Annotated in this window: 23 protein-coding genes and 2 pseudogenes; 9 read left to right on the forward strand and 16 right to left on the reverse strand. The window is 72.1% G+C overall.

The features are described 5' to 3' along the window. Positions 1 to 4: 4 nt before the first annotated feature. Positions 5 to 1,210 carry an NADase-type glycan-binding domain-containing protein gene (locus ACIBG6_RS06240; RefSeq protein ID WP_399221377.1) on the forward strand — a complete coding sequence of 402 codons (1,206 nt, stop codon included), beginning with the start codon at positions 5 to 7 and terminating at the stop codon, positions 1,208 to 1,210. Between the two features lie 40 nt (positions 1,211 to 1,250). Here the strand turns inward: ACIBG6_RS06240 and ACIBG6_RS06245 are convergent, their stop codons facing one another. From ACIBG6_RS06245 to ACIBG6_RS06255, 3 genes are all read right to left on the reverse strand, one after another. Continuing rightward, entirely contained in the window at positions 1,251 to 3,353 is a 2,103-nt protein-coding gene (locus tag ACIBG6_RS06245; RefSeq protein ID WP_399221378.1) for a hypothetical protein, read from the reverse strand. A 38-nt stretch (positions 3,354 to 3,391) separates the two neighbouring features. Then, positions 3,392 to 3,547 (reverse strand): hypothetical protein, encoded by a 156-nt coding sequence (locus ACIBG6_RS06250; protein WP_399221380.1) that lies wholly within the window; start codon positions 3,545 to 3,547, stop codon positions 3,392 to 3,394. A gap of 146 nt (positions 3,548 to 3,693) precedes the next feature. After that, positions 3,694 to 4,881 (reverse strand): alginate lyase family protein, encoded by a 1,188-nt coding sequence (locus tag ACIBG6_RS06255; protein ID WP_399221946.1) that lies wholly within the window; start codon positions 4,879 to 4,881, stop codon positions 3,694 to 3,696. A gap of 319 nt (positions 4,882 to 5,200) precedes the next feature. Here ACIBG6_RS06255 and tpx point away from each other — a divergent pair, with 319 nt between their 5' ends. Further along, positions 5,201 to 5,701, forward strand: a complete 501-nt coding sequence (gene tpx, locus ACIBG6_RS06260; protein WP_399221382.1) for a thiol peroxidase — start codon at positions 5,201 to 5,203, stop codon at positions 5,699 to 5,701. A 75-nt stretch (positions 5,702 to 5,776) separates the two neighbouring features. On the opposite strand, the gene ACIBG6_RS06265 is transcribed toward tpx, so the two are convergent. Next, entirely contained in the window at positions 5,777 to 6,187 is a 411-nt protein-coding gene (locus tag ACIBG6_RS06265; RefSeq protein WP_399221383.1) for a Fur family transcriptional regulator, read from the reverse strand. A gap of 208 nt (positions 6,188 to 6,395) precedes the next feature. Here ACIBG6_RS06265 and katG point away from each other — a divergent pair, with 208 nt between their 5' ends. Then, entirely contained in the window at positions 6,396 to 8,621 is a 2,226-nt protein-coding gene (gene katG / locus ACIBG6_RS06270; protein WP_399221384.1) for a catalase/peroxidase HPI, read from the forward strand. 79 nt (positions 8,622 to 8,700) lie between these two features. On the opposite strand, the gene ACIBG6_RS06275 is transcribed toward katG, so the two are convergent. Genes ACIBG6_RS06275 through ACIBG6_RS06290 form a run of 4 tightly spaced genes read right to left on the reverse strand, consistent with a single transcriptional unit; the run spans position 8,701 to position 12,390 of the window. Then, a complete protein-coding gene (locus ACIBG6_RS06275) occupies positions 8,701 to 9,894 on the reverse strand; it encodes an ABC transporter permease (RefSeq protein WP_399221385.1) in 1,194 nt (397 codons plus the stop codon). Continuing rightward, complete coding sequence (locus ACIBG6_RS06280) at positions 9,891 to 10,658, reverse strand: ABC transporter ATP-binding protein (RefSeq protein WP_399221386.1); 768 nt, start codon at positions 10,656 to 10,658, stop codon at positions 9,891 to 9,893. The genes ACIBG6_RS06275 and ACIBG6_RS06280 overlap by 4 nt, the downstream gene beginning before the upstream one ends. Continuing rightward, on the reverse strand, positions 10,655 to 11,734 hold the full coding sequence (locus ACIBG6_RS06285; protein WP_399221387.1) for a peptidoglycan-binding protein: 1,080 nt from the start codon (positions 11,732 to 11,734) through the stop codon (positions 10,655 to 10,657). The genes ACIBG6_RS06280 and ACIBG6_RS06285 overlap by 4 nt, the downstream gene beginning before the upstream one ends. Then, positions 11,731 to 12,390, reverse strand: a complete 660-nt coding sequence (locus ACIBG6_RS06290) for a hypothetical protein (RefSeq protein ID WP_399221388.1) — start codon at positions 12,388 to 12,390, stop codon at positions 11,731 to 11,733. Before ACIBG6_RS06290 ends, ACIBG6_RS06285 begins: the two co-directional genes overlap by 4 nt. Positions 12,391 to 12,524: 134 nt before the next feature. Between ACIBG6_RS06290 and ACIBG6_RS06295 the strand changes: the two genes are divergently transcribed. The 3 genes from ACIBG6_RS06295 to ACIBG6_RS06305 are packed head-to-tail and all read left to right on the forward strand — an operon-like array spanning position 12,525 to position 15,231. Further along, positions 12,525 to 13,220 (forward strand): response regulator transcription factor, encoded by a 696-nt coding sequence (locus ACIBG6_RS06295; RefSeq protein ID WP_399221389.1) that lies wholly within the window; start codon positions 12,525 to 12,527, stop codon positions 13,218 to 13,220. Next, the gene (locus tag ACIBG6_RS06300; RefSeq protein ID WP_399221390.1) at positions 13,217 to 14,731 is read left to right on the forward strand and encodes an ATP-binding protein; all 1,515 of its coding nucleotides are present in this window, start codon (positions 13,217 to 13,219) and stop codon (positions 14,729 to 14,731) included. Before ACIBG6_RS06295 ends, ACIBG6_RS06300 begins: the two co-directional genes overlap by 4 nt. Beyond that, complete coding sequence (locus tag ACIBG6_RS06305; protein WP_399221391.1) at positions 14,728 to 15,231, forward strand: hypothetical protein; 504 nt, start codon at positions 14,728 to 14,730, stop codon at positions 15,229 to 15,231. The genes ACIBG6_RS06300 and ACIBG6_RS06305 overlap by 4 nt, the downstream gene beginning before the upstream one ends. 48 nt (positions 15,232 to 15,279) lie before the next feature. Here the strand turns inward: ACIBG6_RS06305 and ACIBG6_RS06310 are convergent, their stop codons facing one another. The 4 genes and pseudogenes from ACIBG6_RS06310 to ACIBG6_RS06325 all read right to left on the reverse strand — a co-directional run bounded on the left by ACIBG6_RS06310 (position 15,280) and on the right by ACIBG6_RS06325 (position 18,310). Then, complete coding sequence (locus ACIBG6_RS06310) at positions 15,280 to 16,149, reverse strand: acetylxylan esterase (RefSeq protein WP_399221392.1); 870 nt, start codon at positions 16,147 to 16,149, stop codon at positions 15,280 to 15,282. 134 nt (positions 16,150 to 16,283) lie between these two features. Beyond that, positions 16,284 to 16,688, reverse strand: coding sequence for a flavodoxin (locus ACIBG6_RS06315; RefSeq protein WP_399221947.1), 405 nt, complete (start codon positions 16,686 to 16,688; stop codon positions 16,284 to 16,286). 97 nt (positions 16,689 to 16,785) lie between these two features. Further along, entirely contained in the window at positions 16,786 to 17,637 is an 852-nt protein-coding gene (locus ACIBG6_RS06320) for an aldo/keto reductase (protein ID WP_399221394.1), read from the reverse strand. Between the two features lie 64 nt (positions 17,638 to 17,701). Next, positions 17,702 to 18,310: pseudogene (locus tag ACIBG6_RS06325) on the reverse strand (aldo/keto reductase). A gap of 209 nt (positions 18,311 to 18,519) precedes the next feature. Between ACIBG6_RS06325 and ACIBG6_RS06330 the strand changes: the two are divergent. Continuing rightward, a pseudogene (locus tag ACIBG6_RS06330) lies at positions 18,520 to 18,660 on the forward strand (transcriptional regulator); the annotation flags it as partial. Positions 18,661 to 18,867: 207 nt separating this feature from the next. Here the strand turns inward: ACIBG6_RS06330 and ACIBG6_RS06335 are convergent. Then, a complete protein-coding gene (locus ACIBG6_RS06335) occupies positions 18,868 to 19,326 on the reverse strand; it encodes a pyridoxamine 5'-phosphate oxidase family protein (protein WP_399221395.1) in 459 nt (152 codons plus the stop codon). Positions 19,327 to 19,447: 121 nt separating this feature from the next. On the opposite strand from ACIBG6_RS06335, the gene ACIBG6_RS06340 reads away from it, so the two are divergent. Beyond that, positions 19,448 to 19,807: a VOC family protein gene (locus tag ACIBG6_RS06340; RefSeq protein WP_399221396.1), complete on the forward strand. Its 360-nt coding sequence runs from the start codon at positions 19,448 to 19,450 to the stop codon at positions 19,805 to 19,807. Positions 19,808 to 19,934: 127 nt separating this feature from the next. Here ACIBG6_RS06340 and gap read toward each other — a convergent pair whose 3' ends face one another. Both gap and ACIBG6_RS06350 read right to left on the reverse strand, forming a co-directional pair. Then, entirely contained in the window at positions 19,935 to 20,933 is a 999-nt protein-coding gene (gene gap, locus ACIBG6_RS06345; RefSeq protein ID WP_329619248.1) for a type I glyceraldehyde-3-phosphate dehydrogenase, read from the reverse strand. Positions 20,934 to 21,071: 138 nt separating this feature from the next. Beyond that, positions 21,072 to 22,028 (reverse strand): GlxA family transcriptional regulator, encoded by a 957-nt coding sequence (locus ACIBG6_RS06350; protein WP_399221397.1) that lies wholly within the window; start codon positions 22,026 to 22,028, stop codon positions 21,072 to 21,074. Positions 22,029 to 22,272: 244 nt separating this feature from the next. Between ACIBG6_RS06350 and ACIBG6_RS06355 the strand changes: the two genes are divergently transcribed. Then, complete coding sequence (locus ACIBG6_RS06355; protein ID WP_399221398.1) at positions 22,273 to 23,556, forward strand: serine hydrolase domain-containing protein; 1,284 nt, start codon at positions 22,273 to 22,275, stop codon at positions 23,554 to 23,556. A gap of 23 nt (positions 23,557 to 23,579) precedes the next feature. On the opposite strand, the gene ACIBG6_RS06360 is transcribed toward ACIBG6_RS06355, so the two are convergent. After that, a complete protein-coding gene (locus ACIBG6_RS06360; protein WP_399221399.1) occupies positions 23,580 to 24,113 on the reverse strand; it encodes a GNAT family N-acetyltransferase in 534 nt (177 codons plus the stop codon). Positions 24,114 to 24,150: the final 37 nt, after the last annotated feature.

The following is a 24,150-nucleotide window of genomic DNA, read 5'->3' on the forward strand; positions in this document are numbered from 1 at the left end:
CCCCATGAGTGACGCGCCCCTGTCCCGCCCCTGCCCGGACTGCGCGAGCCCGGTCCGCGCGGCCGACCAGTCGTTCTGCGACAGCTGCGGGGCGTTCCTCCGCTGGGACGCCCCGGCGGCGACGACGCCCTCCGCCGGCGCTTCCGCCGCGACGCCTGACGCCGCCGTCCCGGACCGGGAGGAGCCGACGCCCGCCGCGGCCGGACCGGACCCGGAGGTGCGGGACGTCCGGGAAGGCGCGCCCGCTGCCGGATCCGAGGAGGTCACGGCCCCGCTGCCCGCCGTGGACCCGTCCCGCGCGGAGTCCGTGCCCGTACCTGCGGCCGCACCCGCCCCCGTACCCGAGGCGCGGCAGGCGTCCGCCCGGGCTTCGGACACGGTCGCGCGCTCCCTCCTCGTCCCCGTCCCGGGGAACCGCCCCGCGGAGCCGGCCGTCGCCGCGCCCGTGCTCCCCGCACGCCCCGAGGCCGCGCGGCCCGCGGCGAGGACGGCCGTCGCGCCCGCTCCGGTCGAGGGCGGCACCCCGTGCCCGGCGTGCCGGCTCGCGAACACTCCGGGCCGTCACTTCTGCCGGTACTGCGCGACGCCCATGGTCCCCGAGCGGCTCTCCACGGCCGAGGGCCCGTACGCGGGACGGCGTCCCGGGCTCAACCGCGACCGGGGCCGCTGGATCGCCCGCGCCCTGATCGCGACGGCGGTCGTCGCCGTGGTCGTCGGCGGTGTCGTCGGCGGCCCGCCCGCCGCGCGCGCGGTCCAGGACCACTTCGCCACCCGTGTCCCGGTCCACCCCGTCACCTGGGCGGCCTCCCACTCCGCGCCGAAGCAGAACTCGAGGCTGGCGGGCGACGGGTACTCCAACACCTGGTGGGGCACGGGATACGCGGGCGACTCGGCCGGCCAGTACCTGGAGGCCGGATTCGCCGAGCCGACCGATCTGCTGAGCGTGCTGGTCACCCCCGGAAGCTCGAAGAACACGACACAGGCGGACGGGCAGGCGACCCCGCGCACCTTCGATCTCGTGGTCAAGGACGCGTCGGGCGAGACGCGTGTCTCGCACCACCTCATCAACGACGGCGGCACCCAGCGCGTCGACCTGCGGGTGCGCGACGCGCTGTCGGTGCGTCTCGTGCTGCGTACGGCGTGGCGCGCCGACCCGCGCAGGCAGGTGGCCGTCGCGGAGCTGGAGTTCTTCGGCAGGTCCGTCTCCTGACGAGCGGGTCCGGCTCCCTGACGAGCACCGCGACGGCTCGTCAGTCTGCGGCGTGCGCGGCGTGCGCGGCGATCCAGGCTCGGGCCGCCGCGAGTTCGGCCTCGGTCGGGGCGGGGCGCAGTTCGTCGGGGTAGCGGATCAGGTGGTGGTCGCGGGCCGTGCGCAGGCCGATCGCGCGGGCCTCCGCGGACAGTCCGGGATGGTCCGCGACCTCCTGCGCGCGGCGCCACCATGCCCGGCTGCGCGGGTCGACGGCGTAGTGCCACAGGGGCTGCGCGGGGTCGGCGACGCCGATCAGGACCCGCTCCAGGACGTAGGCGCGGATGCCCGGTGTGCCCAGCAGCCGGTCGGCGACGAGCACGGGGGCCTCTCCGTCGAGCCGGGCCCGGAGCAGCACCCACGTCATGAGCTGGCCGACGTCGTGGGCGCCGGAGATGACGAAGTCCCACAGTTCGGCTGCCTTGGCCTCGTCGGGGGCGCCGAGGTGGGTGAGCGGGCGGAGGTCGTTCTTCCAGGCGGGCCGTGGCTTGCTCCACCAGGCGGTGAGGGCGGCGGCAGCCGGGTGGTCCAGGTCGAGGGCCAGGCAGGTGAGGGTGACGAGCGGGTGGCGCCATTCGGTGTACGTGGTCCGGTACCGCTTGGTGAGGTCCTTCTTCCAGCGGGGCAGGAGCGCCTCGACCTCGGCCCCTGTGGCCACGCCGTGGGCGAGGAGGAGTTCGAGGCAGTACGCGAGTCCCTGGACACCCGTGCCGGGGTCGGCCACCTGGGCCCGCAGCCACCGGACGTCGGCGGCGGTGAGGGTCCGGTAGCGGTGCCAGTCGCGGCGCAGTACGCCCTCGCCGAGGGTGAGGTCGGGGCCCGTTCCGGCGAGCAGCTCGTCGCGGGCGGCCTCGTAGCGGTCGGCGGCGGCCAGCGCGTCGGCGGTGTCGGTGCCGGTGGCTTCGGTGTACGCGGGGCCGAGCCGGACGGCCTCCTCGCGGACGTGGTCGACGTGGTCCCGCGCGAGCCCCGCGATGGCCACGCGCAGCTCGCGCGGGAGCCGTTCGTCCGTGCTGAACCGGACCGCCGCGAGGGCGTCGAAGAGGCGGCCGGTGGCGTGGTCCGCCCCGGTCGCCCGCCGCCGGTCGGCCGTGACGGCGCTGGTGAGGGCGGTCGCGAGGGCGCGCATCGCCGCCTCCGAGGCGCCGTGCTCGGCGAGTTCGGCGGCCAGCTCGGCCGCGGCCCGTACGGGGTCGGGTTCGCGCACCGCCCGGTGCGCCGTCAGCCACGCGGTGATCGTGGCACGGTCGCCGGCGCGCCCGAGGTCCCCCGGGACGGCGAGGTCCCGAAGGACGGCCAGGCCCCGCTCGGACGGCACCTCGCCGAGGACGTCCGCCGCCCGGGCGCCGAGGGAGGCGACGAGGTCCCAGGCCTCTTCGTGGTCGTGACGGAGCAGGGCATGGAGCGCCGCGCGCCAGGCGTCCCAGTCGGCGAGCCGGTCGGCGTACCGCTCCGTCCACACGTCGAGGAGCCGTCGCGTCTCCTCGACGGTGAGGGCGTCCCGCCGCTCCAGGGAGACCACGAAGCGGGCGGTGCCGGACGGGTCCAGAGGGTCATGCAGACGGTCGTGCAGCCACGCGGCCTCGGCGGCGGTCAACGGCCGGTAGAGGAAGGGCAGTCGGGTGCGGTCGACCGGCTCGTCGAGCGCGGCGAGGAACTGGCGCACCCCGGCCGGGTCCGCCGGGTCCGGCAGCCCCGCACCGTCCCGGGGTGTCACCCGGTCCAGCCGGAAAGCGCCCTGCGGGCCTCCGTCGACGACCCGGAAGCCGGCCGGTCCGTCCCCGAGGCCGGCGGCGACCGCCGCGTGGTCACCGCCCCAGTACAGCATCAGTTCGCTCTTCAGCGCGCCGGAGCGGTCGAAGGCCTGATGCGCCTGCCAGTGCCAGTACGCGAAGGACGTGCTCGTGGCGAGTCCCCGCACGGCGCGCAACTCGGCCGCGTCCTCGTGGCCGTCGGACTGCGTGTAGCGGCTGCGGGTCGGCGGCGGAAGCACCACGAACCCGTCGCCGCCGAGCGTCTTCCACCAGGCCCTCACGCTGTCGAGGTCCGAGGCGTCCTTGGCGGGAGTCCCGTCGGGCGTGGCAGCGGGACGGAGGCGGGCCATGTACTGCTCCTTGGCGGGTCGGTGGCGGTGGCGTCGGGTCAGATCAGGCGGTGCAGCTGGTCCCAGAGCCAGTTCGCCAGCACCACGACCAGGACCAGGAAGCCGACGATCACCACGGTGACCCAGGAGCAGCTGCCCCCGACGTCCGCATGGTTGTCGTCCCGCCCGCCCAGCTCACCGTCGAAGAGATCCACGATCCTCGCCCCCCGCGCTCACTCGCGGAGCCCCCCGGCTCCGTCGGATTACTGTCGCATGTCCCGCGCCCGTCGAGGAGCTGTGTGCCGTACTCAGAGACGGACGCGGGTACTCAGCGCGTACTCAGGGCTTTCTCGGGGCGTGCTCAGCGGGGGTTGGCGGCGTGGGTCAGCGTCCCCCAGGCCACGAAGAGGTTGTTCGTGCCCGCCGGACGGTTGGTCTCGGTGAGCCTCTGCGTGTTCGTCATCGCGTACCCCATGCGGTGGTGCAGCGCGTTGAAGCCGACCTCGGTGACCGGTCCCAGGTGGTCGTGGAGGGTGCCCCCGCAGAGCCAGTCGGGGACCGGCTCGCCGAGCTCGTACTTGGCCTGGAGGCCGAGGGCGTGGCGCAGCCGGTCGGCGACCTCGGGGTAGAGGTCCTGCCCCTGGATGCGGCTCGTCTCGGCGATGTCGGAGATCGCGGCCAGGCCGTAGCCGGTGTGGGTGAGGTCGCGGCAGGTCTCCTGGGTGAGTCCGTCGACGAAGGTGGTCTGCCCCTGCCAGTACCGGACGAGCTCGTCGCGGGTGTCGAGGCCGCTGCCGGGCGCCCCCTTCGGGAGCGCGCCGTCGCTCGCGAGGTAGATGTACGCGGGGACGCGGCCGCGGAACTTGCCCACCGCCTTGTCGTAGGCGGCTCGGTCCTCCAGGAAGACGGCGATGCCGATCGCGGCCTCGGTCATGCTGAGCTCCCAGTTGCCGTTGGAGTGGGAGCCGTTCGTGACCTCGGGGAGGTAGACCGTGCGCAGCATCGTCTTGAAGCGGTCGACGCGGGCCTGGGGCCAGGCGGTGGAGGTGTAGCGGATGATCTCGGCGGCGCGGGGCCAGGAGGAGCCCGCCCAGCCCGTCTGCAGCGGCGCGTTGGAGTTGGTGTGGTCGGTGATCACGCCGGCCCAGGCGTCCATGATCTCGATGGCCTTCTGGGCGTACCGGCCGTCGCGCGTGATGTACCAGGCCAGGGAGAGCGTGTACGCGGCGATGGCGTCCTCGCGCTCGTCGGTGCAGCCGAGGTTGGGGTTCGAGTACGAGCCGCACTCCACCACCGCGCGGGGCCTGGGGACGCGGGACAGCGAGGCGTACTTGCTCGCCATCATCTGGTCGAAGGCGGCTTTCCAGGGCTGCGCCCCGGCGTTGACCTTCTCCCGGGTGAAGTCGAGCTGGCCCCGCGAGACGAGAACGCCGGGGTGGACGAAGGTCGCGGGAGCCGCTTCGGCGCGGCCGCCGGCGGACCCGGTGACCAGGGTGGCGAGGAGGGCGGCGAGCAACAGGGGTGCGGCGAGCAGCGAACGCCTTCGGATGTGTGCCGTACGGGATTCAACGCGCCATCTGGACAAGGAGTTACCCCTTCTTCATGTATGTGAACGGGGGACGGCTGTCGAATCGGGAACCTAAAGGTCTGAACCATTGCCGTCAAGGCCTGTGGTGCGACCGACACAGCCCGATCGGACGCCATAAGGACCCACCTGGCGAGCACGGTTGTTCACATACGTGAACCTTGCGGATGACTCGCTCGCAACCCGCCCCCAGGGCCGCACCGGCGGCCCGTGTCGTTCCCCAAGGTCCACACGCCGTACGATTCCCCGCGTTGCCACTCACACCGTCCGAAGGAGATTCCCCATGGCCCAGGTCACGCTGAAGGGCAGCCCGGTGCAGGTCAACGGCGCCCTGCCGACCCCCGGCAGCCAGGCCCCCGACTTCACCCTCGTCGCCGAGGGTCTTGCGGACAAGACGCTCAAGGACTTCGCCGGTCAGCGCAAGGTCCTCAACATCTTCCCGAGCGTCGACACCCCGACGTGCGCCTCCTCCGTCCGCGCCTTCAACGAGCAGGCCGGCGACCTGGAGAACACGGTGGTGCTCTGCATCTCCGCCGACCTGCCCTTCGCCCAGGCGCGCTTCTGCGGCGCCGAGGGTCTTGAGAACGTCAAGAACCTCTCGACGCTCCGCGGCCGCGAGTTCCACACCAACTACGGCGTGGAGATCACGGACGGCCCGCTGGCGGGTCTGACCGCGCGCGCCGTCGTCGTCCTCGACGAGAACGACACCGTCCTGCACGCGCAGCTCGTGGGCGAGATCGCCGAGGAGCCCAGCTACGCCGAGGCCCTCGCGGTCCTGAAGTAGTCACCGCGCAGCACACGAGAGGAGCCCCTCCGCCGGACACCGGCAGAGGGGCTCCTTTCGTTTCCGGGCGCTCGCTCAGGAGCAGGCCGGGCAGAGCCCCCGGTACGTCACGTCGGCCTTCGACACCGTGAAACCGAACCGCTCAGCGGGCGGGAGGACGGCCAGCGGGTCGCCCGTCGGGTGGACGTCACGGATGATGCCGCAGTCCGAACAGACCAGATGATGGTGCGGCCGGTGCGCGTTCGGGTCGTAGCGCTTCGCCCGCCCGTCCGTGGAGAACTCCACCACCTCCCCCAGCGAGACCAGCTCGCCCAGCGTGTTGTAGACCGTCGCCCGCGCGATCTCGGGCAACCGGGCCACGGCCCGGGCGTGCACCTCGTCCGCGGTGAGGTGTACGTGGTCGCCGGCCAGGACCTCCGCGACGACACGTCGCTGGGATGTCATCCGCCAGCCTCGTGCTCGCAGTCGCTCGAGCAGGTCACTCATGTCTACTCACCTCTTCGGCGCGCCAGCCGTCGGACAGTATTTGGCGGGGTTCTTGACTTGGACTACGTCCATCGTAGGATCTGTTCTGTTGATGGCCAAGGGACAGGAAGACTCCAGCACGGCGGGAGACGGCGACGTGACGGACCATCCCGCGCGTGTCGTCACGCTTCCTGAGCACTGTGATCCGCCAGGTCCGGAAGGATTCCGCATGTCTGAGAACCATGATGCAATCGTCGGAGACGCGAAGACGGAGGGCGGCGGTGGCTGCCCCGTCGCGCACACCCGCGCCGCGCACCCGACCCAGGGCGGCGGCAACCGCCAGTGGTGGCCGAACCGGCTCAACCTGAAGATCCTCGCCACGAACCCCGTCGTGGGCAATCCGCTCGGCGCGGAGTTCGACTACGCCGAGGCGTTCAATTCCCTCGACCTCGCCGCCGTGAAGCGGGACATCGCCGAGGTGCTCACCACCTCGCAGGACTGGTGGCCCGCCGACTTCGGCCACTACGGCCCGCTCATGATCCGGATGGCCTGGCACAGCGCCGGTACGTACCGCATCAGCGACGGCCGCGGTGGCGCCGGCGCGGGCCAGCAGCGCTTCGCGCCGCTCAACAGCTGGCCGGACAACGGCAACCTGGACAAGGCCCGCCGCCTGCTGTGGCCGGTCAAGAAGAAGTACGGCCAGAACATCTCCTGGGCCGACCTGATGATCCTCACCGGCAACGTCGCCCTGGAGACGATGGGCTTCGAGACCTTCGGCTTCGCCGGCGGCCGTGCCGACGTGTGGGAGGCCGACGAGGACGTCTACTGGGGCCCCGAGACCACCTGGCTCGGCGACGAGCGCTACACCGGTGACCGCGAGCTGGAGAACCCGCTCGGCGCGGTCCAGATGGGCCTCATCTACGTCAACCCCGAGGGCCCCAACGGCAACCCGGACCCGGTCGCCGCGGCCCGCGACATCCGCGAGACGTTCCGCCGCATGGCGATGAACGACGAGGAGACCGTCGCCCTCATCGCCGGTGGCCACACCTTCGGCAAGACCCACGGCGCCGGCCCCGCGGACAACGTCGGCGACGACCCCGAGGCCGCGCCCCTCGAGGCGCAGGGCTTCGGCTGGGCCAACTCGTACGGCACCGGCAAGGGCGCCGACGCGATCACCAGTGGTCTCGAAGTCACCTGGACCACCACCCCCGCACAGTGGGGCCACGACTTCTTCAAGCACCTCTTCGAGTACGAGTACGAGCTCTCCAAGAGCCCGGCCGGTGCTCACCAGTGGGTGGCGAAGAACGCCGAGGCGATCATCCCCGACGCGCACGACGCGTCGAAGAAGCACCTCCCGACGATGCTCACCACCGACCTGTCGCTGCGCTTCGACCCGGCGTACGAGCAGATCTCGCGGCGCTTCTACGAGCACCCGGAGCAGTTCGCGGACGCCTTCGCCCGCGCCTGGTACAAGCTCACCCACCGTGACATGGGCCCGGTGGTCCGCTACCTCGGCCCGGAGGTCCCCTCCGAGACCCTGCTCTGGCAGGACCCGCTGCCCGCGGTGGACCACGAGCTCGTGGACGCCTCGGACGTCGCCGCGCTCAAGAGCAGCGTTCTCGCCTCGGACCTCACGGTCTCCCAGCTGGTCTCCACCGCCTGGGCGTCGGCCTCGTCCTTCCGCGGCAGCGACAAGCGCGGCGGTGCCAACGGCGCGCGCGTCCGTCTCCAGCCGCAGAGCAGCTGGGAGGTCAACGACCCCGACCAGCTCGCCACGGTGCTCCGCACCCTGGAGGGCATCCGGGAGACGTTCAACGGCGCGCAGAGCGGCGGCAAGCGGATCTCGCTCGCCGACCTGATCGTGCTGGCCGGCGCCGCGGGCGTCGAGCAGGCCGCGAAGGACGCCGGCGTCGCGGTCGAGGTCCCCTTCCGGGCGGGCCGGGTGGACGCCGCTCAGGACCAGACCGACGTGGAGTCCTTCGCCGCGCTCGAGCCGGTGGCCGACGGCTTCCGCAACTACCTCGGCAAGGGCAACCGCCTGCCGGCCGAGTTCCTGCTCGTCGACCGGGCGAACCTGCTGACCCTGAGCGCCCCCGAGCTCACGGTCCTCGTCGGCGGCCTCCGGGTGCTGGGCGCGAACCACCAGCAGTCGAAGCACGGCGTCCTCACGACCACCCCGGGCTCCCTGACGAACGACTTCTTCGTCAACCTGCTCGACATGGACACGGTCTGGAAGGCGACGTCCGAGGACGCGACCGTCTTCGAGGGCCGCGACGCCGCCACGGGCGCCGTCAAGTGGACGGGCACCCGCGCCGACCTGGTCTTCGGCTCCAACAGCGAGCTGCGCGCACTGGCCGAGGTCTACGCGAGCGACGACGCGAAGGAGAAGTTCGTGACCGACTTCGTGTCGGCGTGGGACAAGGTGATGGACCTGGACCGGTTCGACATCGCCTGATCAGCGTCGTGTGATTCCCGTGGCGCGCTCCGGCCGACTCCATCGGCCGGGGCGCGCCGCGCTCACGTTCAACTCGCATTCAGCTCGCGTTCAGCGCCACCGTCGGGTGCAGTCGCGAGGCGCGGATCGCCGGATAGAGGCCCGCGATCACACCGATCAGGAGCGTCGCGGCCAGGCCTCCCGCCAGGGACCAGGGCGGGACCACCGCGGTCCAGCCCTGGACCCGGGCGAAGGCGTACGTCGCCGCCGCCCCGAGGAGTGCGCCCGTCGCGCCGCCAAGGGCCGACAGGAGCAGCGACTCGGTCAGGAACTGGAGCCGGATCGCGTTGCGGGTCGCGCCCAGGGAGCGGCGCAGGCCGATCTCCTGGCGGCGTTCCAGGACGGAGATGACCATGGTGTTGGCGACCCCCACTCCCCCGACCAGCAGGGCCACCGCTCCGAGACCGAGCATCAGGGTCGTCAAACCCTCGTCGGTGGCGGCCTTGGCGGCCAGCGCGTCCGAGGGCCGGGACACCTTGACTCCCCCCTCGTCGCCGGGGCTGATGGTGCGGGCCAGGACCGCCCGTACGTCCTCGACCGAGGCGTCCGTAGAGCGCTCGAAGACGGTGGAGGGATGGCCGTCGAAGCCGAAGTAGCGCTCGGCGGCCGGGAATCCGACGAGGGCCACCCGGTCCAGGGTGGGGACCAGTTCGAGCGGTGCGAGGATGCCGACGACGACCACGCGCGTGTCGTTCATCATGATCGTCTCGCCGGTACGGGTGATGCCGAGGCGGTCCGCGGCCACCGCGCCCAGGACCGTGACCGGGAGCCGCTCACGGGCCGGGTCCAGCCACACCCCCTTCGCCACCTCGCCGCCGAGCGCCGACAGCAGGTCGATGCCCGCGGCCTGGGTGGTGACGCCCGCGGTGCGTTCCTCGGGGACCACGTCGCTGCGGCGGATCCGGGCGTCGACGTCGCCGGTGGCCGTGGCGTGCCGCACGGGGCCGATGCGCTCTACCATCGCGACGGCGTTCTTGGGCAGTTTGAGCTCCTGTCCCATGGCGTCCTTGCCCGCCTCCGCGGTGAGGAGGTTGGTGCCGAGGCGGTCGAGCCGGGCCATGAGGTCCGCGCGGCTCGACTCGGACAGGCCGACGACCGCGACCATGGTCGCGATACCGATAGCGATGCCGAGCGCCGACAGGACCACGCGCGCGCGGCGCGCGCGGAGGCCGACCGCGCCGACCCGGAGCACGTCTCCGGGAGCGAGGCGGGAGGGCTTGAGGTCGTGTTTCACGATCCGGCCCCTTCCCCGGACGCGTCGGAGCGGGTGTCCGAACGGGTGTCAGAGACGATCTCGCCGTCCTTGAAGCGCACCCGGCGCGGCAGCGAGCCGGCGATCTCGTTGTCGTGGGTGATCACGCAGATCGTGGTGCCGGACGCGTTCAGCTCGTGCAGCAGCTCCATGACGATCTCGCCGGACGCGGTGTCGAGCGCCCCGGTCGGTTCGTCCGCGAGCAGCAGCCGGGGCTCCTTCACCAGGGCGCGGGCGATGGCCACGCGCTGCTTCTCGCCGCCGGACAGTTCGTTCGGCGTGTGGGAGCGGCGGTGGTCGAGACGTACCCGGGCGAGCGCTTCCCGCGCGCGGGTGCGTCGTTCCTTCACCGGGACGCCCGCGTACAGCAGGCCGTCGGCGACGTTCTCGACCGCGTCGCGTCCCGCCGCCAGGTGGAAGTGCTGGAACACGAAGCCGATGTGCCGGGCGCGCAGGGCGGAGAGCCGGGAGTCGGAGAGCTCGGACACGTCGTACCCGGCGACGCGGACGGTGCCGGTGGTGGGCTTGTCGAGGGTGCCCATGACGTTGAGCATCGTGGACTTGCCGGAGCCGGAGGGGCCGACGACGGCGAGCAGTTCGCCCTCCTGGACGGTGAGGTTCACCGCGCGCAGGGCGTGGACGCCACCGGGGTACGCCTTGCCTGCGTCCCTCAGTTCGATCACCGGGGCCGGTGTCGTCCTGGGGACCGGGACGGGTGTCGTCCTGGGCGCCGGGGTCGGTGTCATGACGTCGCCACCCCGACCTTCAGGCCTTCGCGCACGTCCGGGCCGCTGACCTCGATCTGTCCGTCGGCGGTCATGCCGGTCTCGACGCGCACCATCGTCGAGCCGGTCCCCCGGACGACCTGGAGGCCGTAGCCGCCGTTCTCGCCGCGCAGGGCGACGACCGCCTCGACGGGGACCGCGAGGACCCCTCTGCGTGCCTCGCTGACGAACCTCACGCTCGCCGACGTCTTGGCGTCCTCGCCGCTCGCGGCGCTCACCCCGCCGTCCAGGACGACCTCGACGGTGATGCCGTCCTGGGCGCCCGCACCGCCTCCGGGCGCGGTCTCCTCGGGGCGTACGGTCCCGGCGACCCGGCCGGCCGCGGTCTTCCCGCTCGGCAGGGTGACCTCGACCTTGGTGCCGCGCGAGGTGAGCGCCCCGTCGGACTGGTCCAGCTGTGCCCGTATGACGGGCTGGGTGGAGGCGACCGTCAGGACGGGGCCGTTCGGGGCGACCTGGTCGGCGAGGGCCGCGTCGGCGGAGACCACCTTGACCTTGTCCGGCTGGAAGACCACGTCGCCCTTGCCGACCCGGCCGGTCGGCTCCCGGTTCAGGGACTTCTGCCACTCCTTGACGGCGGCCTCGGTGTCCTTGCCGTACCGCGCGTCGACGTACAGCTTCGCCCCCCATCCCAGGTCCCGGAGGTTGCGCTCCAGTTGGAGGACGTCGCTGCCCCGGTCGCCCGCCTTCATCTCGCGGAACATGGGGACCGGCCCGTAGAGCAGGGTGACGGGCTTGTCGTTCAGCTCGTACAGCGCCTCCCCCATGGTCAGCGTCTTCCCTTCGGGGGCGGCCACGGTGACGGTGCCCTCGACGGCGGACTTGACGGTGCGGCGCTGCGCGAAGTCGAGCGTGCCGTCGACGGTCTTGGACCGTACGAGGTCCGTGCGCACGACGGTCGCGGTCGCGGGCGGCAGGTCCCCGCCCTTGCCGGACGCGTCGGCGTCCCCGCCGCGGTCGAGGACGAGGACGCCCCCGGTGACCGCGGCGGCGACGGTCGCCGCGCCGAGTACGAGGAAGCCGGAGCGACGCTTCACTGCATCCCGTCCAGACCGTCGAGCAGCTTCGTCCTGCACGCCTCGCGGGCCTGCTTGTACGTCGGCGAATCCTGGTCGATGCTCGGCGAGGCGGGGTTCGGGTCGCCGCCCGGCTGGGCGTTGCCGCCGCTCATGGTCGGGTTGGTGAAGCGGGAGACGCCGTTGTCCCGCATGCACTTGGCGTGCGCGAGCATCGACTCGTAGTCCTTCTGCTGGTCGCGCTTGGGCTCGGCCAGCATGGCCCGCTGGAGCTCGGGGGCGCAGACGCCGTCCTTGCCGCCCTTGGCCGCCTCGTTCTGACCGGGCCGGGACGAGATCTCCTCGATCTTCGTCCAGTCGAGGTGCCCGCTGAGCTTCGGGTCCGGGTAGTCCTTGTAGCCGCCCTTGACGCGCATGCACTGGACGTACTTCAGCTGGGCGTCGTAGAAGGCGCTCTTCCCGGCGGGCGCGGTGGTGGGGGCGGCGCCGCCGCCCGCCGTGCGCGAGGCCGACGGGGTGTCCGGCACGGAGGCGATCTCTTCGCCCTTCTTCGCGCCGTCGGCGTCGGCGCTGTCGCCACCGCCGCCGCAGGCCGCCGAGAAGAAGAGGACGGGAAGCGCGGCGAGGGCGGCGATGCGCAGCCGGGCCGTGGCACGGGAAGTCGTCGTGGGGTTCATGTGCTCCACCCTCGCCACGCCACGTGATGGCCTGTCCATGGCGACATGATGAGAACGTAACAATGCCCCCGACCTGCGTATCCGCGCCCTTCCGCGGCACCGGATCACTCGTCGGCGTGCTCATAATCGATGCCATGCCGCATGTACTGCTGATCGAGGACGACGCGTCCGTACGGGACGGAATGGAGCTCGTGCTGCGCCGGCACGGGTACGACGTCGACACGGCGGCCACCGGCGAGCAGGCCCTCGCCCTGCTGGACGGCCCGGGCGGTGCGAAGGTCGAGCTGGCCGTGCTCGACCTGATGCTGCCGGGCATGGACGGCTTCGAGGTGTGCCGCCGGATCCGCGCCAGGACGACCACCCTGCCGGTCATCATGCTGACCGCGCGCGGAGACGACCTGGACATCGTGACCGGCCTGGAGGCGGGCGCCGACGACTACGTGGTCAAGCCGGTCACCGCGCCCGTCCTCGAAGCCCGCATCCGGGCCGCGCTGCGGCGGGCGGAGCCTTCCGCTCCGGTGCGGGGCGCGGCGGCCGACCCCGCCGGTCTGGTCATCGACCGCGCGGGCCTGACCGTCACCAAGCACGGCGCCCCGATCGCGCTGCCGCCCACCGAGCTGCGCCTCCTCCTGGAGCTCTCGGCCTCCCCCGGCCGGGTCTTCAGCCGCGAGCAGCTCCTCGCGTCCGTCTGGGACCACACCTTCCTGGGCGACTCACGGCTGGTGGACGCGGCGGTGGGACGGCTGCGGGCCAAGCTGGAGGACGTACCGGCGAAACCGCGGTACGTACAGACCGTGCGCGGCTTCGGCTACCGCTTCGGGCCGCTGTGAGCCGACGGTCCCGGCGGCCGGCCCGCGGTGTGCGCAGCCGGCTCGTCGGCGGGCTGCGTACCCGGCTCGTCGTCGCCTTCGTCGTCGTCGCGCTCCTCAGCGCCGTGACCGCGACCGCGCTCGCCTACCGGGACGCGCGCACCGCCGTTCTCCAGCGCACCCAGAACACCGCCGTGAACGACCTGCGGGAGCGCGTCACGGCGGTCGCCGCCGACTTCGACGTCCCGCCCGACCAGCGCTCGCTCTCCCGGTTCGCGACGAAGGTCTCGGACGGCCTCGGCGCCCGCATCGTGGTCGCCCGCTACCACGACCTCGTCGCCGTCTCCGACTCGCTCGCCGACACCGAGGGCCGCGTCACCACCGGGCTGCGCACCGCCGTGCGCACCGGGACCGGGGCCCGTTTCCAGCGGGTGATGTGGCGGGGCGAGCCCTATCTGGTCGTCGGCATGCCCGTGACGTACGCCGACGGGGACCGTCGCACGTCGGGCCTCGAGGTCTTCGCCATCACCGACCTGCGGGCCGAGCGCGACGACACCGCCGCTCTGCTCGACTCCGTACGGTCGGGTGTCCTGCCGGTGGTGCTCCTCGCCGCCGTCCTGGCCCTGCTCGCCGCACGGACCGTGCTTCGTCCCGTACGGGAGCTGGGGCGGGCCACGCGGGAGCTCGCGGCCGGGGACCTCGGGAGCCGGGTCGCCGTCACCGGGCACGACGAACTCGCCGATCTGGCGCGGACGTTCAACGACACCGCCGACGCGCTCCAGGCCTCCGACGCGGAGCTGCGCGAGCAGGAGGCGAAGGCGCGGCGGTTCGTGGCGGACGTCTCGCACGAGCTGCGCACGCCTCTCGCGGCGATGACGATGGTGGCGACGGTGCTTGAGGAGGACGCCGACCAGCTGCCGCCGGACGCGGCGCGCGCGGCCCGGACGGTCGGCGCGGAGACGGCGCGGCTGTCCCGGCTGGTCGAGGACCTGATGGAGATCTCTCGTTTCGACGCAGGGGCGGTACGGCTGAACGCGGCCGAGACGGATCTCGCCGAGGCCGTACGGGCGTCGCTCGCGCTGCGCGGCTGGACCGATCGGGTACGGACTGACCTCGTCGAGGGCGTACGGGCGCGGGTCGACCGGCGCCGCGTCGACGTGATCGTGGCGAACCTGGTGGGGAACGCGCTGCGGCACGGGGCCCCGCCGGTCACCGTGACGCTCGGGACGACCGTCGCGGAGCACGGGGAGTGGGTGACGCTTGAGGTCGCCGACCGCGGTCCCGGGCTGCCGCCGGGGGCCGGGGACCGGGTCTTCGACCGGTTCTACAAGGCGGACGCGGCCCGCACGCGCGGCGCGGCCGACGACAGCGGGCAGGGCAGTGGCCTCGGCACGGCGATCGCGCTGGAGAACGCCCGCCTGCACGGCGGCACGATCGACGCGGCGGACGGGCCGGGTGGGGGCGCGGTCTTCACTCTGCGCCTGCCTCTGCGGCGTACGGACGAGCGACTCACCGGGAAGGACACGGAGTGAAGGTCCGTCATGGCGTCGCGGTCACCGTGCTGGCGACGGGGCTCGCCCTCGCCGGCTGCGGCGTCCAGCCGACCGGGGTGATAGGCGCGGGCGAGCCCGCGTCGGGGCTGACGCGCGGGATGCGGCTGTACTACGCGTCGGACAGCGGCCTGCGCGGAGTACCCCTGCTCGACACGCGCGTCAAGGACCTCGACTCGGTCGTGAAGCTGCTCGCCCAGGGCCCGGGGCCCGCCGAGCAGCGCGACGGGCTCACCTCTCTGGTCCAGGAGCTCGGCGGCTACACGGTGAGCGGTAGGGGCGCCCGCGTCACGATCCGCCTGGACGGCCCGTATCCACTGTCGGGGCGTGACCAGGGCACGGGGCAGCTGGTGTGCACGCTGGCGCGCGCCCAGTCCGTCCTCGACCCGAAGGTCAGGGCGGACGAGGTCGAGGTCAGTGTGCGCCCGGCCCAGGGGGCGGTGCTGGGCCCGTACCGGTGTGCGGAGTTCCTCGACGGGTGAGACGGCGAGACCCGCCCCGGGAGGGACGGGTCTCACGGACGGCGCGTGTCAGGCCGTCGGACCGGGGATCTGCAGCGCCTTGGTGTTGCGCTCCCAGCCGGACCAGAGGTCGTCGTCCACGCAGTAGCCGCAGCCGGGGCCGAAGAACACGCCCCGGGCCTGCTCGTCGCCCATCAGCCAGAAGCGCAGCCAGGCGGTGGTCGGGGCACGGAAGTCCCCGCCGTCGCCGATGGAGCTGAGGTGTCCGGCGCCGCGGACCTCGCCGTAGACGGCGGGGACGTGGGACGAGTCCCGGTAGAACGCCTTCACCAGGGCGGGCCACACCGTCAGGTCCCGCTGACCGGCCAGGTAGAAGACGGGTTCGTCCATCAGGTCCGCGCTGGCGAGGGGGCCCGGCTGGATGGGAACGGCGGTGTCGACGCGCGGGTCGATCGCGGCATTGATCGCCGCCGCGCCGCCCTGCGAGTGTCCGGCGGAGCCGATGTGCTCCAAGTCGACCTTCCCGTAGAACGGGCTGCCGCTGTCCGCGTTCCACTTCTCCAGCACGTCGATCCCGGCGCGCATGCTGATCGCGAAGTTGGAGGCGGGGGTGTTGGCGGCGGCGACGATGAAGCCCTGGCTCGCCCAGTGCCGCAGCAGCGAGCTGTAGATCCCCGGCACGGCGCCGGTGCCGTTGCCCCAGATGACCACCGGGTGCCGCTCGCCCGACCGCCCCATGTCGCGCGGGTAGTAGAAGGTGTGCACGACGCCGATGTCGACGTTCACCTCGTACGGACCGGTCTGACCCCAGTCGGTGCCGAGCGACGCGATCCTGCCCGTCGGCGCCTCCGCGGCACCGGCGGTGCCGGGCGTGGCGACGGCCGCCAGCACGACGGCGAGGAGGGCGCTGCCGAACGCTCGGCTCAATCTCCCTGACATAGGAACTCCTTCACGGATACGGCGCGTTGCGCGTCCTCGCAATCGCGACCAGTGCCCATGGTCGGGGTCCCCCGCCACGACTGTCTCCCGGCAGGAGCCCAGTGCTGTCGCGGCGGAATTGGGCGTCTGCCCAATCAAGGCGCTCGCTGAGCGGCGCTACTGTCCGTCCGGTCGCCCGGCTCGGCGGACGCGTGCCGAGCACTGTCGGAAACCTCGAGGCCGATGCGTTGCAGCCAGTCGCTGATGTCACGATCGACTTGCTCCACCTTTTCGCCCTGGACGGCCGGCCCCTCGGCGAAGGTGGCGCCGCGGCAGGTGGCCGCGTAGTCGCGTGCGGTGGTGCCCAGGCCGCTCATGGCGTGCGTGGTGAACGGCACGACGGTCTTGCCGGAGAAGTCGAGCTGCTCCGTGGGGGTCGCCATGATCATGGATGCACGCACGTTCCAGATGGGACTGCCCAGCAGCACGGTCGTGTACCCGGCCGCGTCGGGGAGCGCGCCCTTGATGGCGGGACGGGCGTCGGCATCCTGTTCGCGGATTCACAGACGGGCCCTTCGCGAGGGATCCGGGAACGGAACGCGGCGAGCGACGGCCCACCGCTCGGCGCCGCGTGCTCGCCCCAGGTGCGGACGCGAGTCAGGCGTCCAGGCGGCGCTTGGCGAACGCGGCGACGATCTCCGGGTCGCGGTGGTCGAAGAACAGCGAGGCACCGGTGTCGAGCGTGCCGATCCGAGCCATCTGCTCGTCGGTGAGCCGGAAGTCGAAGACGTCGATGTTCTCCGCCATGCGCTCGGCACGTACCGACTTGGGGATGGCGATGACGCCCCGCTGGGTCAGCCAGCGCAGCACCACCTGCGCGACCGACTTGCCGTACTCCTTGCCGATCTCGGCCAGCAGCGGGTTGCCGAACAGGTCGTTCCTGCCCTCGGCGAAGCCGCCCCAGGACTGGATCTGCACACCGTGCTCGCGCATGAGGTCCTGGTAGCCGGCGCGCTGGAAGAACGGGTGGGTCTCGATCTGGTTGACGGCCGGGGTGATCTCGTTGTTGACGATCAGGTCGAGCAGCCGGTCGGGGTAGAAGTTGGCGACACCGACCGCCCTGGCCGTGCCTTCGCGGTTGAGGGCCTCCATCGCCCGCCACTGCCCGTAGACGTCACCGAAGGGCTGGTGCATCAGGTACAGGTCGAGGTGGTCCAGACCCAGCTTGGCCAGCGACGTCTCGAACGCGCGCCTGGTGTTGTCCTGGGCCGGAGCGTCCTGGATCCACAACTTGGTGGTGACGAACAGGTCCTCGCGGGCGATGCCGCTGGACTTGATGGCGCGGCCCACGGCCTCTTCGTTGGCGTAGGCGGCAGCGGTGTCGAGGAGGCGGTATCCGGCGGCGAGTGCGTCCGAGACGGCGCGCTCGGTGTCCTCGGCGGGGATCTGGTAGACGCCGAAGCCGAGGAGCGGCATCTCGACGCCGTTGTTCAGGGTGACGTACTGCATAGGGGTAGTCCTTTGCTGGTGGGGGTGCGGGTGCTGGGGTGCGGGTGCTGGGCGGTGCGGGAAGTCAGCGTTCGAGCATCCGCGCCTGCTCCTCCGTGTGGGTGTCGCCCGAGGCGGGCGGCAGGGCGGCGAGCTGGTCGAGTTGCTCGACGGTCAGGGTGACGCGAGTGCGAGGTTGCGCCGGAAGTTCTCGCCGGTGAAGCGCGGGTTGTCGCGCCGGAAGTCGCCCTCGTCGAACTGGTCGGTGGAACGGACCGTGCCCGTCAGGACGCCGCGGCCCAGCGGGGAGAACGGCACCAGCCAGCTGGTAGTACAGGTCGACGTGGTCGGTACCCAGCCGCTTCAGGGAGCCCTCGACGGCGGTACGGATGTTCGCCGGACGGGAATCCAGGTTCCAGGCACCATCTCCCCCGTAGGAGACCAGACCGAACTCGGTGGCGAGCACCACCTTGTCCCGGCGCCCTTTGAGCGCCTTCCCGAGCAGCTCCTCGTTCGTGTAGGGGCCGTAGATCTCGGCGGTGCCGATGAGCGTGACGCCCAGTGCCAGCGCGCGGTGCACCGTCCTGATCGACTCGGCGTCGTCCGTACCGGAGCCGGTGTAACCGTGGGACATCCCCATCGCACCCAGGCCGATCCGGGAAACCTCCAGGTCACGCAGCTCGATGTAGCGCATGTCGTCCTTTCCGCATCGTCGCGTCGCCCGGCACCTTCACTCTCGCCCGGCCCGGCGAGTCGTGCACGCGAGGGCCACCGGCGGGATCCCGGATTGCTGATCCAGCTTCGCCGGGATCGCGTCGACGTGGCAGGGCGGGATCTTCGGGGGTCATGACAGGGCTCCCCTGGCACCTGTGGACCAGGTCGTGTGCGGGTGGGACTGGTGTCATGGCAACCGAGAGCGCGCACAGCGAAGGCGCTGAGCTGGGCCGCTACCTGCGCGCCCGCCGCACCCAGACCAGCCCCGGACACGTCGGCCCCACCGTCGGCGCCGGCATCCGCCGCACCCCCGGCCTGCGCCGTGAGGAAGCCTGTGGGAACGTTACGAGGTGACCGGCCGCAAGCCAGCGCATCGGCGTCTACACCGCCGAACCCGGAACCCCGACCATGACGCGCTGCTCCTGCTCGACATGACCGCACCGCGACCAGCACAACGCCACGCGCCGCCCGCCGAAGCCACGCACGCGGCAGATCAACGCGCAACGGACGACTGACTCCACCGTCCAAGGACGACGGCTACACGACCCAGACACCGTCCCGCATGATCTGCCGCCCCGGCAGTTCGTGCACCTCGTGCCACGCCTGGACCGCGCGGGTCCGTACCCGGAACCAGCCGTAGGCGGCGCCCGACGCCCGGGGGTCCCAGCCGGTCTTGGCGAAGAACGCCTCGACGGCGGACGGGGGCACGTCGCTCGCGGTGAAGGCCCTCACCTCGCCGTCGACGAGCACGACGTCCCGCAGATCCCCGAGCGCGAGCCGAACCCGCCCTCCGGCGAGGAGGTTACGGCCGGTGGGGTTGGCCGACCGGGTGCAGAGCCAGACGAACTCCCCGTCCCAGAGGAAGGACAAGGGCACGAGATACGGCTCCCCTTCGGCATCCGCCGATGCCACCCAGATGTCCAACTCCCTCTCCAGCCGCACCAGCACGTCCCGCTTGCGCTCTCCGGAACCGCGAGGAATTCGAGTGATCGTCATGCCGGCCACCCTACGGGCCCGGTTCCCTCGGCCGGCCGGCGAGGGCTCCGGAGCCGTGCGCGAAAGGCCTGCTCACGGGGGCTGAACGGGGTGCTACCGTCACCGCACTTGGAGGTGGGCCGTGTTCAGGAGCGTCCGTACGGTGATGGTCTTCGCCATCGACCCCGAGGCCTCGGCTCGGTGGTGGGGCGAGGTGCTGGACGTCACTGTGGAAATCGACGTCGGCGACACCGGGGCGGTCTACGCCTGGGTGGAGGCCGGTGAGGTCGAGCTCGGGTTCCACCCGGTGGACGACGAGCGGAATCCCCGGGGCGGCAGTCCTGTCGTGTACTGGGGTGTCGACGACGTCGATCAGGCCCGGGACCGGCTGCTCGCGGCCGGTTGCGAGCACCACCGCGGTCCGCTGACCATCGCGCCCGGACGGCGTATCGCCCAGCTGCGCGACCCGTTCGGGACCGTCGTCGGGATCGAGGGCCCGTAGGGGATTCGAGGGAGCTCGGGCATGGCGGAGCGCTCCGGCCGGCCGTCCGCTAGGGGGACGGCCGGGGCCGGAGCGCTCTCAGGAGGGCCGGGCAGGTGTGCGGGCCTGCTCGGCCGGGGTCTTACGGTCAGCGGCCCGCGAGGAGCTGGAGCGTGTCGATCACTCGGTTCGAGAAGCCCCACTCGTTGTCGTACCAGGCGACGACCTTGATGTGACGGCCTTCGACGCGGGTGAGGGCCGAGTCGAAGATCGACGAGTGCGGGTTGCCCGTGATGTCGGAGGAGACCAGCGGGTCCTCCGAGTACTCCAGCACGCCGGCGAGCGGGCCCTCCGCCGCGGTGCGGTAGGCGGCCAGGACGTCCTCGAGCGTCACGTCGCGGGCAACGGTCGTGTTGAGCTCGACGATCGAGCCGACGGGGACCGGTACGCGGATCGAGTCGCCCGACAGCTTGCCGTCGAGGTTCGGCAGCACGTGGCCGATGGCCTTGGCGGCGCCGGTCGTCGTCGGCACGATGTTGACGGCGGCGGCGCGGGCGCGGCGGGCGTCACGGTGGGGGCCGTCCAGCAGGTTCTGCTCCTGCGTGTAGGCGTGGACCGTCGTCATGAAGCCGTGCTCGATGCCCGCGAGGTCGTCGAGGACCGCGGCCAGCGGCGCGAGCGCGTTGGTCGTGCACGAGGCGTTCGAGACGATCGTGTGCAGCTCGTGGTCGTACGCGTCGGTGTTGACGCCGTACGCGAGCGTGACGTCCGCGCCATCGGCCGGGGCGCTCACGAGGACCTTCTTCGCACCGGCGTCGAGGTGGGCGCGGGCGGCCTTCGCCGACGTGAAGCGGCCGGTCGACTCGAGCACGATGTCGACGCCCAGCTCGGCCCAGGGCAGCTGCGCGGGCTCGCGCTCGGCCAGGACGGTGATGCGGCGGCCGTCGACGACGAGGGTGTTCCCCTCGACGCTGACCGGGCGGCCGAGACGACCGGACGTCGTGTCGTAGGCGAGCAGCCGCGCGAGGGCGGCGGGCTCGGTGAGGTCGTTGACGGCGACGACCTCGAGGTCGCTGTCGCGCTCCAGGAGTGCGCGCAGCACGTTCCGTCCGATGCGGCCGAATCCGTTGATCGCGATGCGAGTCATGAGCGGTGTCCCTTCCGTTCCGTTCCGTTGCGCTTCAGACTCGCGTACGAAATCGGCCCGTGACAGCGGCGTGATCGCCACGGTCCGCAAGGATCGCGCCAGCGGGGTGCCGCGCACGCTCCGACCGGGGGAAACGGGCTACTCGCCCTGCGCGAAGGTCCGCCGGTACTCGCTCGGCGTGGTGCCGAGGATGTGCTGGAAGTGCAGGCGCAGATTCGCTCCGGTGCCGAGGCCGACGTCGGCGGCGATCTGCTCGACGCCCCGCCCGGACCGCTCCAGGAGCTCGCGGGCCATGTCGATCCGGGCCCGCATCACCCACTGCATGGGCGTGTACCCGGTGTCCTCGACGAACCGGCGGGAGAGCGTCCGTGCCGACACCGCCGCGTGCCGGGCCAGGATCTCCAGGGTGAGGGGCTCGCCGAGCCGGTGCAGCGCCCACTCGCGCGTGGCGGCGAACCGTTCGCCGAGGGCCTCGGGCACGCTGCGCGGTACGTACTGCGCCTGGCCGCCGCTGCGGTACGGGGCCGCGACGAGGCGTCGGGCCGCGTGGTTCGAGGCGGCCACGCCGAGGTCGCCGCGCAGGATGTGCAAGCACAGGTCGATGCCGGAAGCGGCGCCGGCCGACGTCAGGACGCTGCCCTCGTCGACGAACAGGACGTTCTCGTCGACCCGGACGAGAGGGCGTTTCGCCGCGAGCGCCCGCGCGTAGTGCCAGTGCGTGGTGGCGCGCTTGCCGTCGAGGAGCCCCGTCGCGGCGAGCGCGAACGCTCCCGTCGAGATCGCGGCCAGGCGCGCGCCCCGGTCGTGGGCCGCGATCAGCGCGTCGACGACGGCCCGCGGCGGGTCCTCGCGGTCGGGGAACCGGTAGCCGGGGACGAAGACGATGTCGGCCCAGGCGAGGGCGTCGAGGCCGTGGGCGACGTGGTACGACAGTCCGTCCCCGCCCGCGACGGGACCGGGCTGCGCGCCGCAGACCCGTACCTCGTACGGCATGCTCGCGCGGGTCGTGAACACCTGCGCCGGGATGCCGACGTCGAGCGGCTTCGCGCCTTCGAGGACGAGGACGGCGACGCGATGCAGGCGGGAACTGGGCACGTGAACGAGGGTACGTGGCCTCCCCGGCCGCCTGCGTCCCCGCACTCGGAACAGTGACCTCCGGAACTCGTCCCCCGTGTCAGGAACTTTTCTCCGGCGTTGTCACTCATGATCCATGGGCACGGGGGTCGCACTGTCACGGGCGCACCGTCACGGTCGCGCGTTCCCGGCCCCGCGGCCTACCGCTGCCGCGCCGCGCCGCGCCGAACGATCCGGATGACCCGGAAGAAGCCGAGGAACCACTGTGACCCTGCCGTCCCACCGCCGCCGCCTGGCCGTGAGCGCCACCCTGATCGCCGCCCTCGCGGCGGGTGTCGCCCCGGCGACCAACGCCTTCGCCGCCCCCGCCCCCGCGGCCGGCTCCGCGAAGGCCACCACCGCCCCCGCGCCCACTCCGGCTCCCGACATGGCGGGCGTGACCGCCGCGCTGAACGCGGCGATGGCCAACGGCGCCCCGGGCGCCATGGCTCGGTACACCGGTCCCGACGGCGTCCGGAGCCGGACCGTCGGTGTGCGGGACCGCGTCTCGGGTGCGGCGATGGACGTCCAGGCCCGATTCCGGATCGGCAGCGTCAGCAAGACGTTCTCGACGGTCGTCCTCCTCCAGCTGGTGGACGAGGGGAAGCTGACGCTCGACGCGCCGGTCAACACGTACCTGCCCGGTCTGCTCCCCGACGACCGCATCACGGTCCGGCACCTGATCACCCACCGCAGCGGTCTCGCCGACTACACGGACCAGATGTTCAACAGCACCGTGCCCGGCTTCGAAGCGGTACGGAACAAGGCGTTCACCTACCAGGAGCTCGTCGACCTCTCCCTGGCCCTGCCCCGGACGACCGAGCCCGGAGTGGCGTACAAGTACTCGAACGCCAACTTCGTGGTGGTCGGCATGCTGATCGAGAAGGCCACGGGCCGGCCGGTCGCCGACGCGTACGAGCGCCGCATCTTCAAGCCGCTGAAGCTGCGCAAGACCTCGTACGTCCACCCGGACACCCGCATCAAGGGGCTGCACGTGCGCGGCTACCTGCACCCCGACGAGGAGGGCGCCCCGCTCGTGGACTCCACGGAGCAGACGGTCTCCTGGGCGCAGTCCGCCGGGGCCGTCATCTCCAGCCCCGGCGACCTGAACACCTTCACCAGCGCCCTCATGCGCGGCAGGCTGCTGTCGCCGGCCATGCTGGAGGCGATGACGACAGTCACGCCGACGGACACCACGAACACCCGCTTCTACGGTCTCGGGCTGCGCCGGTACGACCTCTCGTGCGGCACGCAGATCTTCGGCCACACCGGCACCGTGCAGGGTTTCTACACGTACGCCTTCTCGACGCGTGACGGGAAGCGCAGCCTCTCGGCGGTGGCGAACACCTCGAACCACGGCTCGGCCAACACGGCGCTCGGCGGGACGCTGGAGGCGGCGTTCTGCGGCAAGAAGCCGGCGGCCCCGACCTCGCGCTCGGCCGCCTCGCCCACGGCCGGTGACCTGACGACGCAGCTGCCGGCGGAGCGGGACCTGCCCGAGCGCCACTGAGCCGAAGTCAGTATCAGCCCTGATCAGGCCTCGTACTCGGTGAGGTCGATGGCGTAGACGCGCAGCGGCACGTCGAAGACCGGGTGGTTGGTCTCGCGCTCGGCGGTCATGCCGAGCTTGCCCAGGATGTTCTCGGCGGACGAGTTGCTGATGTGGGTGAGGGCGATCACCCGGTCGAGCCCCCGGTCCTGGAGTGCGAACTCCAGGACCGCGTGGGCGGCCTCGGAGGCGTACCCCTGTCCCCAGAAGGGCCTGCCGAGACGCCAGCTGATCTCCACTTCGGCCAGCAGCTCCGGCGGCCCTTCCGGCACGGAGAGCCCCGCGAAGCCGATCAGCTCGCCGGAGGCGATGAGCTCGACGGCGAAGAGCCCGAAGCCCTCGTCGTCCCACTCCTCCTCGTACCGCTCGATGTCCCCGGCGGTCTCCTCCAGGTCCCGCACCGATCCGTCGCCGATCCAGCGCATGACCTCGGAGTCGGCGTTGATCTCGGCCAGGGGGACGAGGTCGTCGTCGGTCCAGCGTCGGAGGATGAGGCGGGGGGTACGGATCTCGGTCATGCCCCCATCCTGACGCATGCCCCATCGGCCGAACGCC

This window comes from Streptomyces sp. NPDC050842, assembly GCF_044456565.1.
Classification (GTDB): Bacteria; Actinomycetota; Actinomycetes; order Streptomycetales; family Streptomycetaceae; genus Streptomyces.

What these genes read in the sequence shown, in the direction of transcription:
- ACIBG6_RS06240 (WP_399221377.1), top strand. Translation starts at nt 5, where the DNA reads ATGAGTGACGCGCCCCTGTCCCGCCCCTGCCCGGACTGCGCGAGCCCG.
- ACIBG6_RS06245 (WP_399221378.1), bottom strand. Translation starts at nt 3,353, where the DNA reads ATGGCCCGCCTCCGTCCCGCTGCCACGCCCGACGGGACTCCCGCCAAG.
- tpx (WP_399221382.1), top strand. Translation starts at nt 5,201, where the DNA reads ATGGCCCAGGTCACGCTGAAGGGCAGCCCGGTGCAGGTCAACGGCGCC.
- ACIBG6_RS06265 (WP_399221383.1), bottom strand. Translation starts at nt 6,187, where the DNA reads ATGAGTGACCTGCTCGAGCGACTGCGAGCACGAGGCTGGCGGATGACA.
- katG (WP_399221384.1), top strand. Translation starts at nt 6,396, where the DNA reads ATGTCTGAGAACCATGATGCAATCGTCGGAGACGCGAAGACGGAGGGC.
- ACIBG6_RS06280 (WP_399221386.1), bottom strand. Translation starts at nt 10,658, where the DNA reads ATGACACCGACCCCGGCGCCCAGGACGACACCCGTCCCGGTCCCCAGG.
- ACIBG6_RS06290 (WP_399221388.1), bottom strand. Translation starts at nt 12,390, where the DNA reads ATGAACCCCACGACGACTTCCCGTGCCACGGCCCGGCTGCGCATCGCC.
- ACIBG6_RS06295 (WP_399221389.1), top strand. Translation starts at nt 12,525, where the DNA reads ATGCCGCATGTACTGCTGATCGAGGACGACGCGTCCGTACGGGACGGA.
- ACIBG6_RS06310 (WP_399221392.1), bottom strand. Translation starts at nt 16,149, where the DNA reads ATGTCAGGGAGATTGAGCCGAGCGTTCGGCAGCGCCCTCCTCGCCGTC.
- ACIBG6_RS06320 (WP_399221394.1), bottom strand. Translation starts at nt 17,637, where the DNA reads ATGCAGTACGTCACCCTGAACAACGGCGTCGAGATGCCGCTCCTCGGC.
- ACIBG6_RS06335 (WP_399221395.1), bottom strand. Translation starts at nt 19,326, where the DNA reads ATGACGATCACTCGAATTCCTCGCGGTTCCGGAGAGCGCAAGCGGGAC.
- gap (WP_329619248.1), bottom strand. Translation starts at nt 20,933, where the DNA reads ATGACTCGCATCGCGATCAACGGATTCGGCCGCATCGGACGGAACGTG.
- ACIBG6_RS06360 (WP_399221399.1), bottom strand. Translation starts at nt 24,113, where the DNA reads ATGACCGAGATCCGTACCCCCCGCCTCATCCTCCGACGCTGGACCGAC.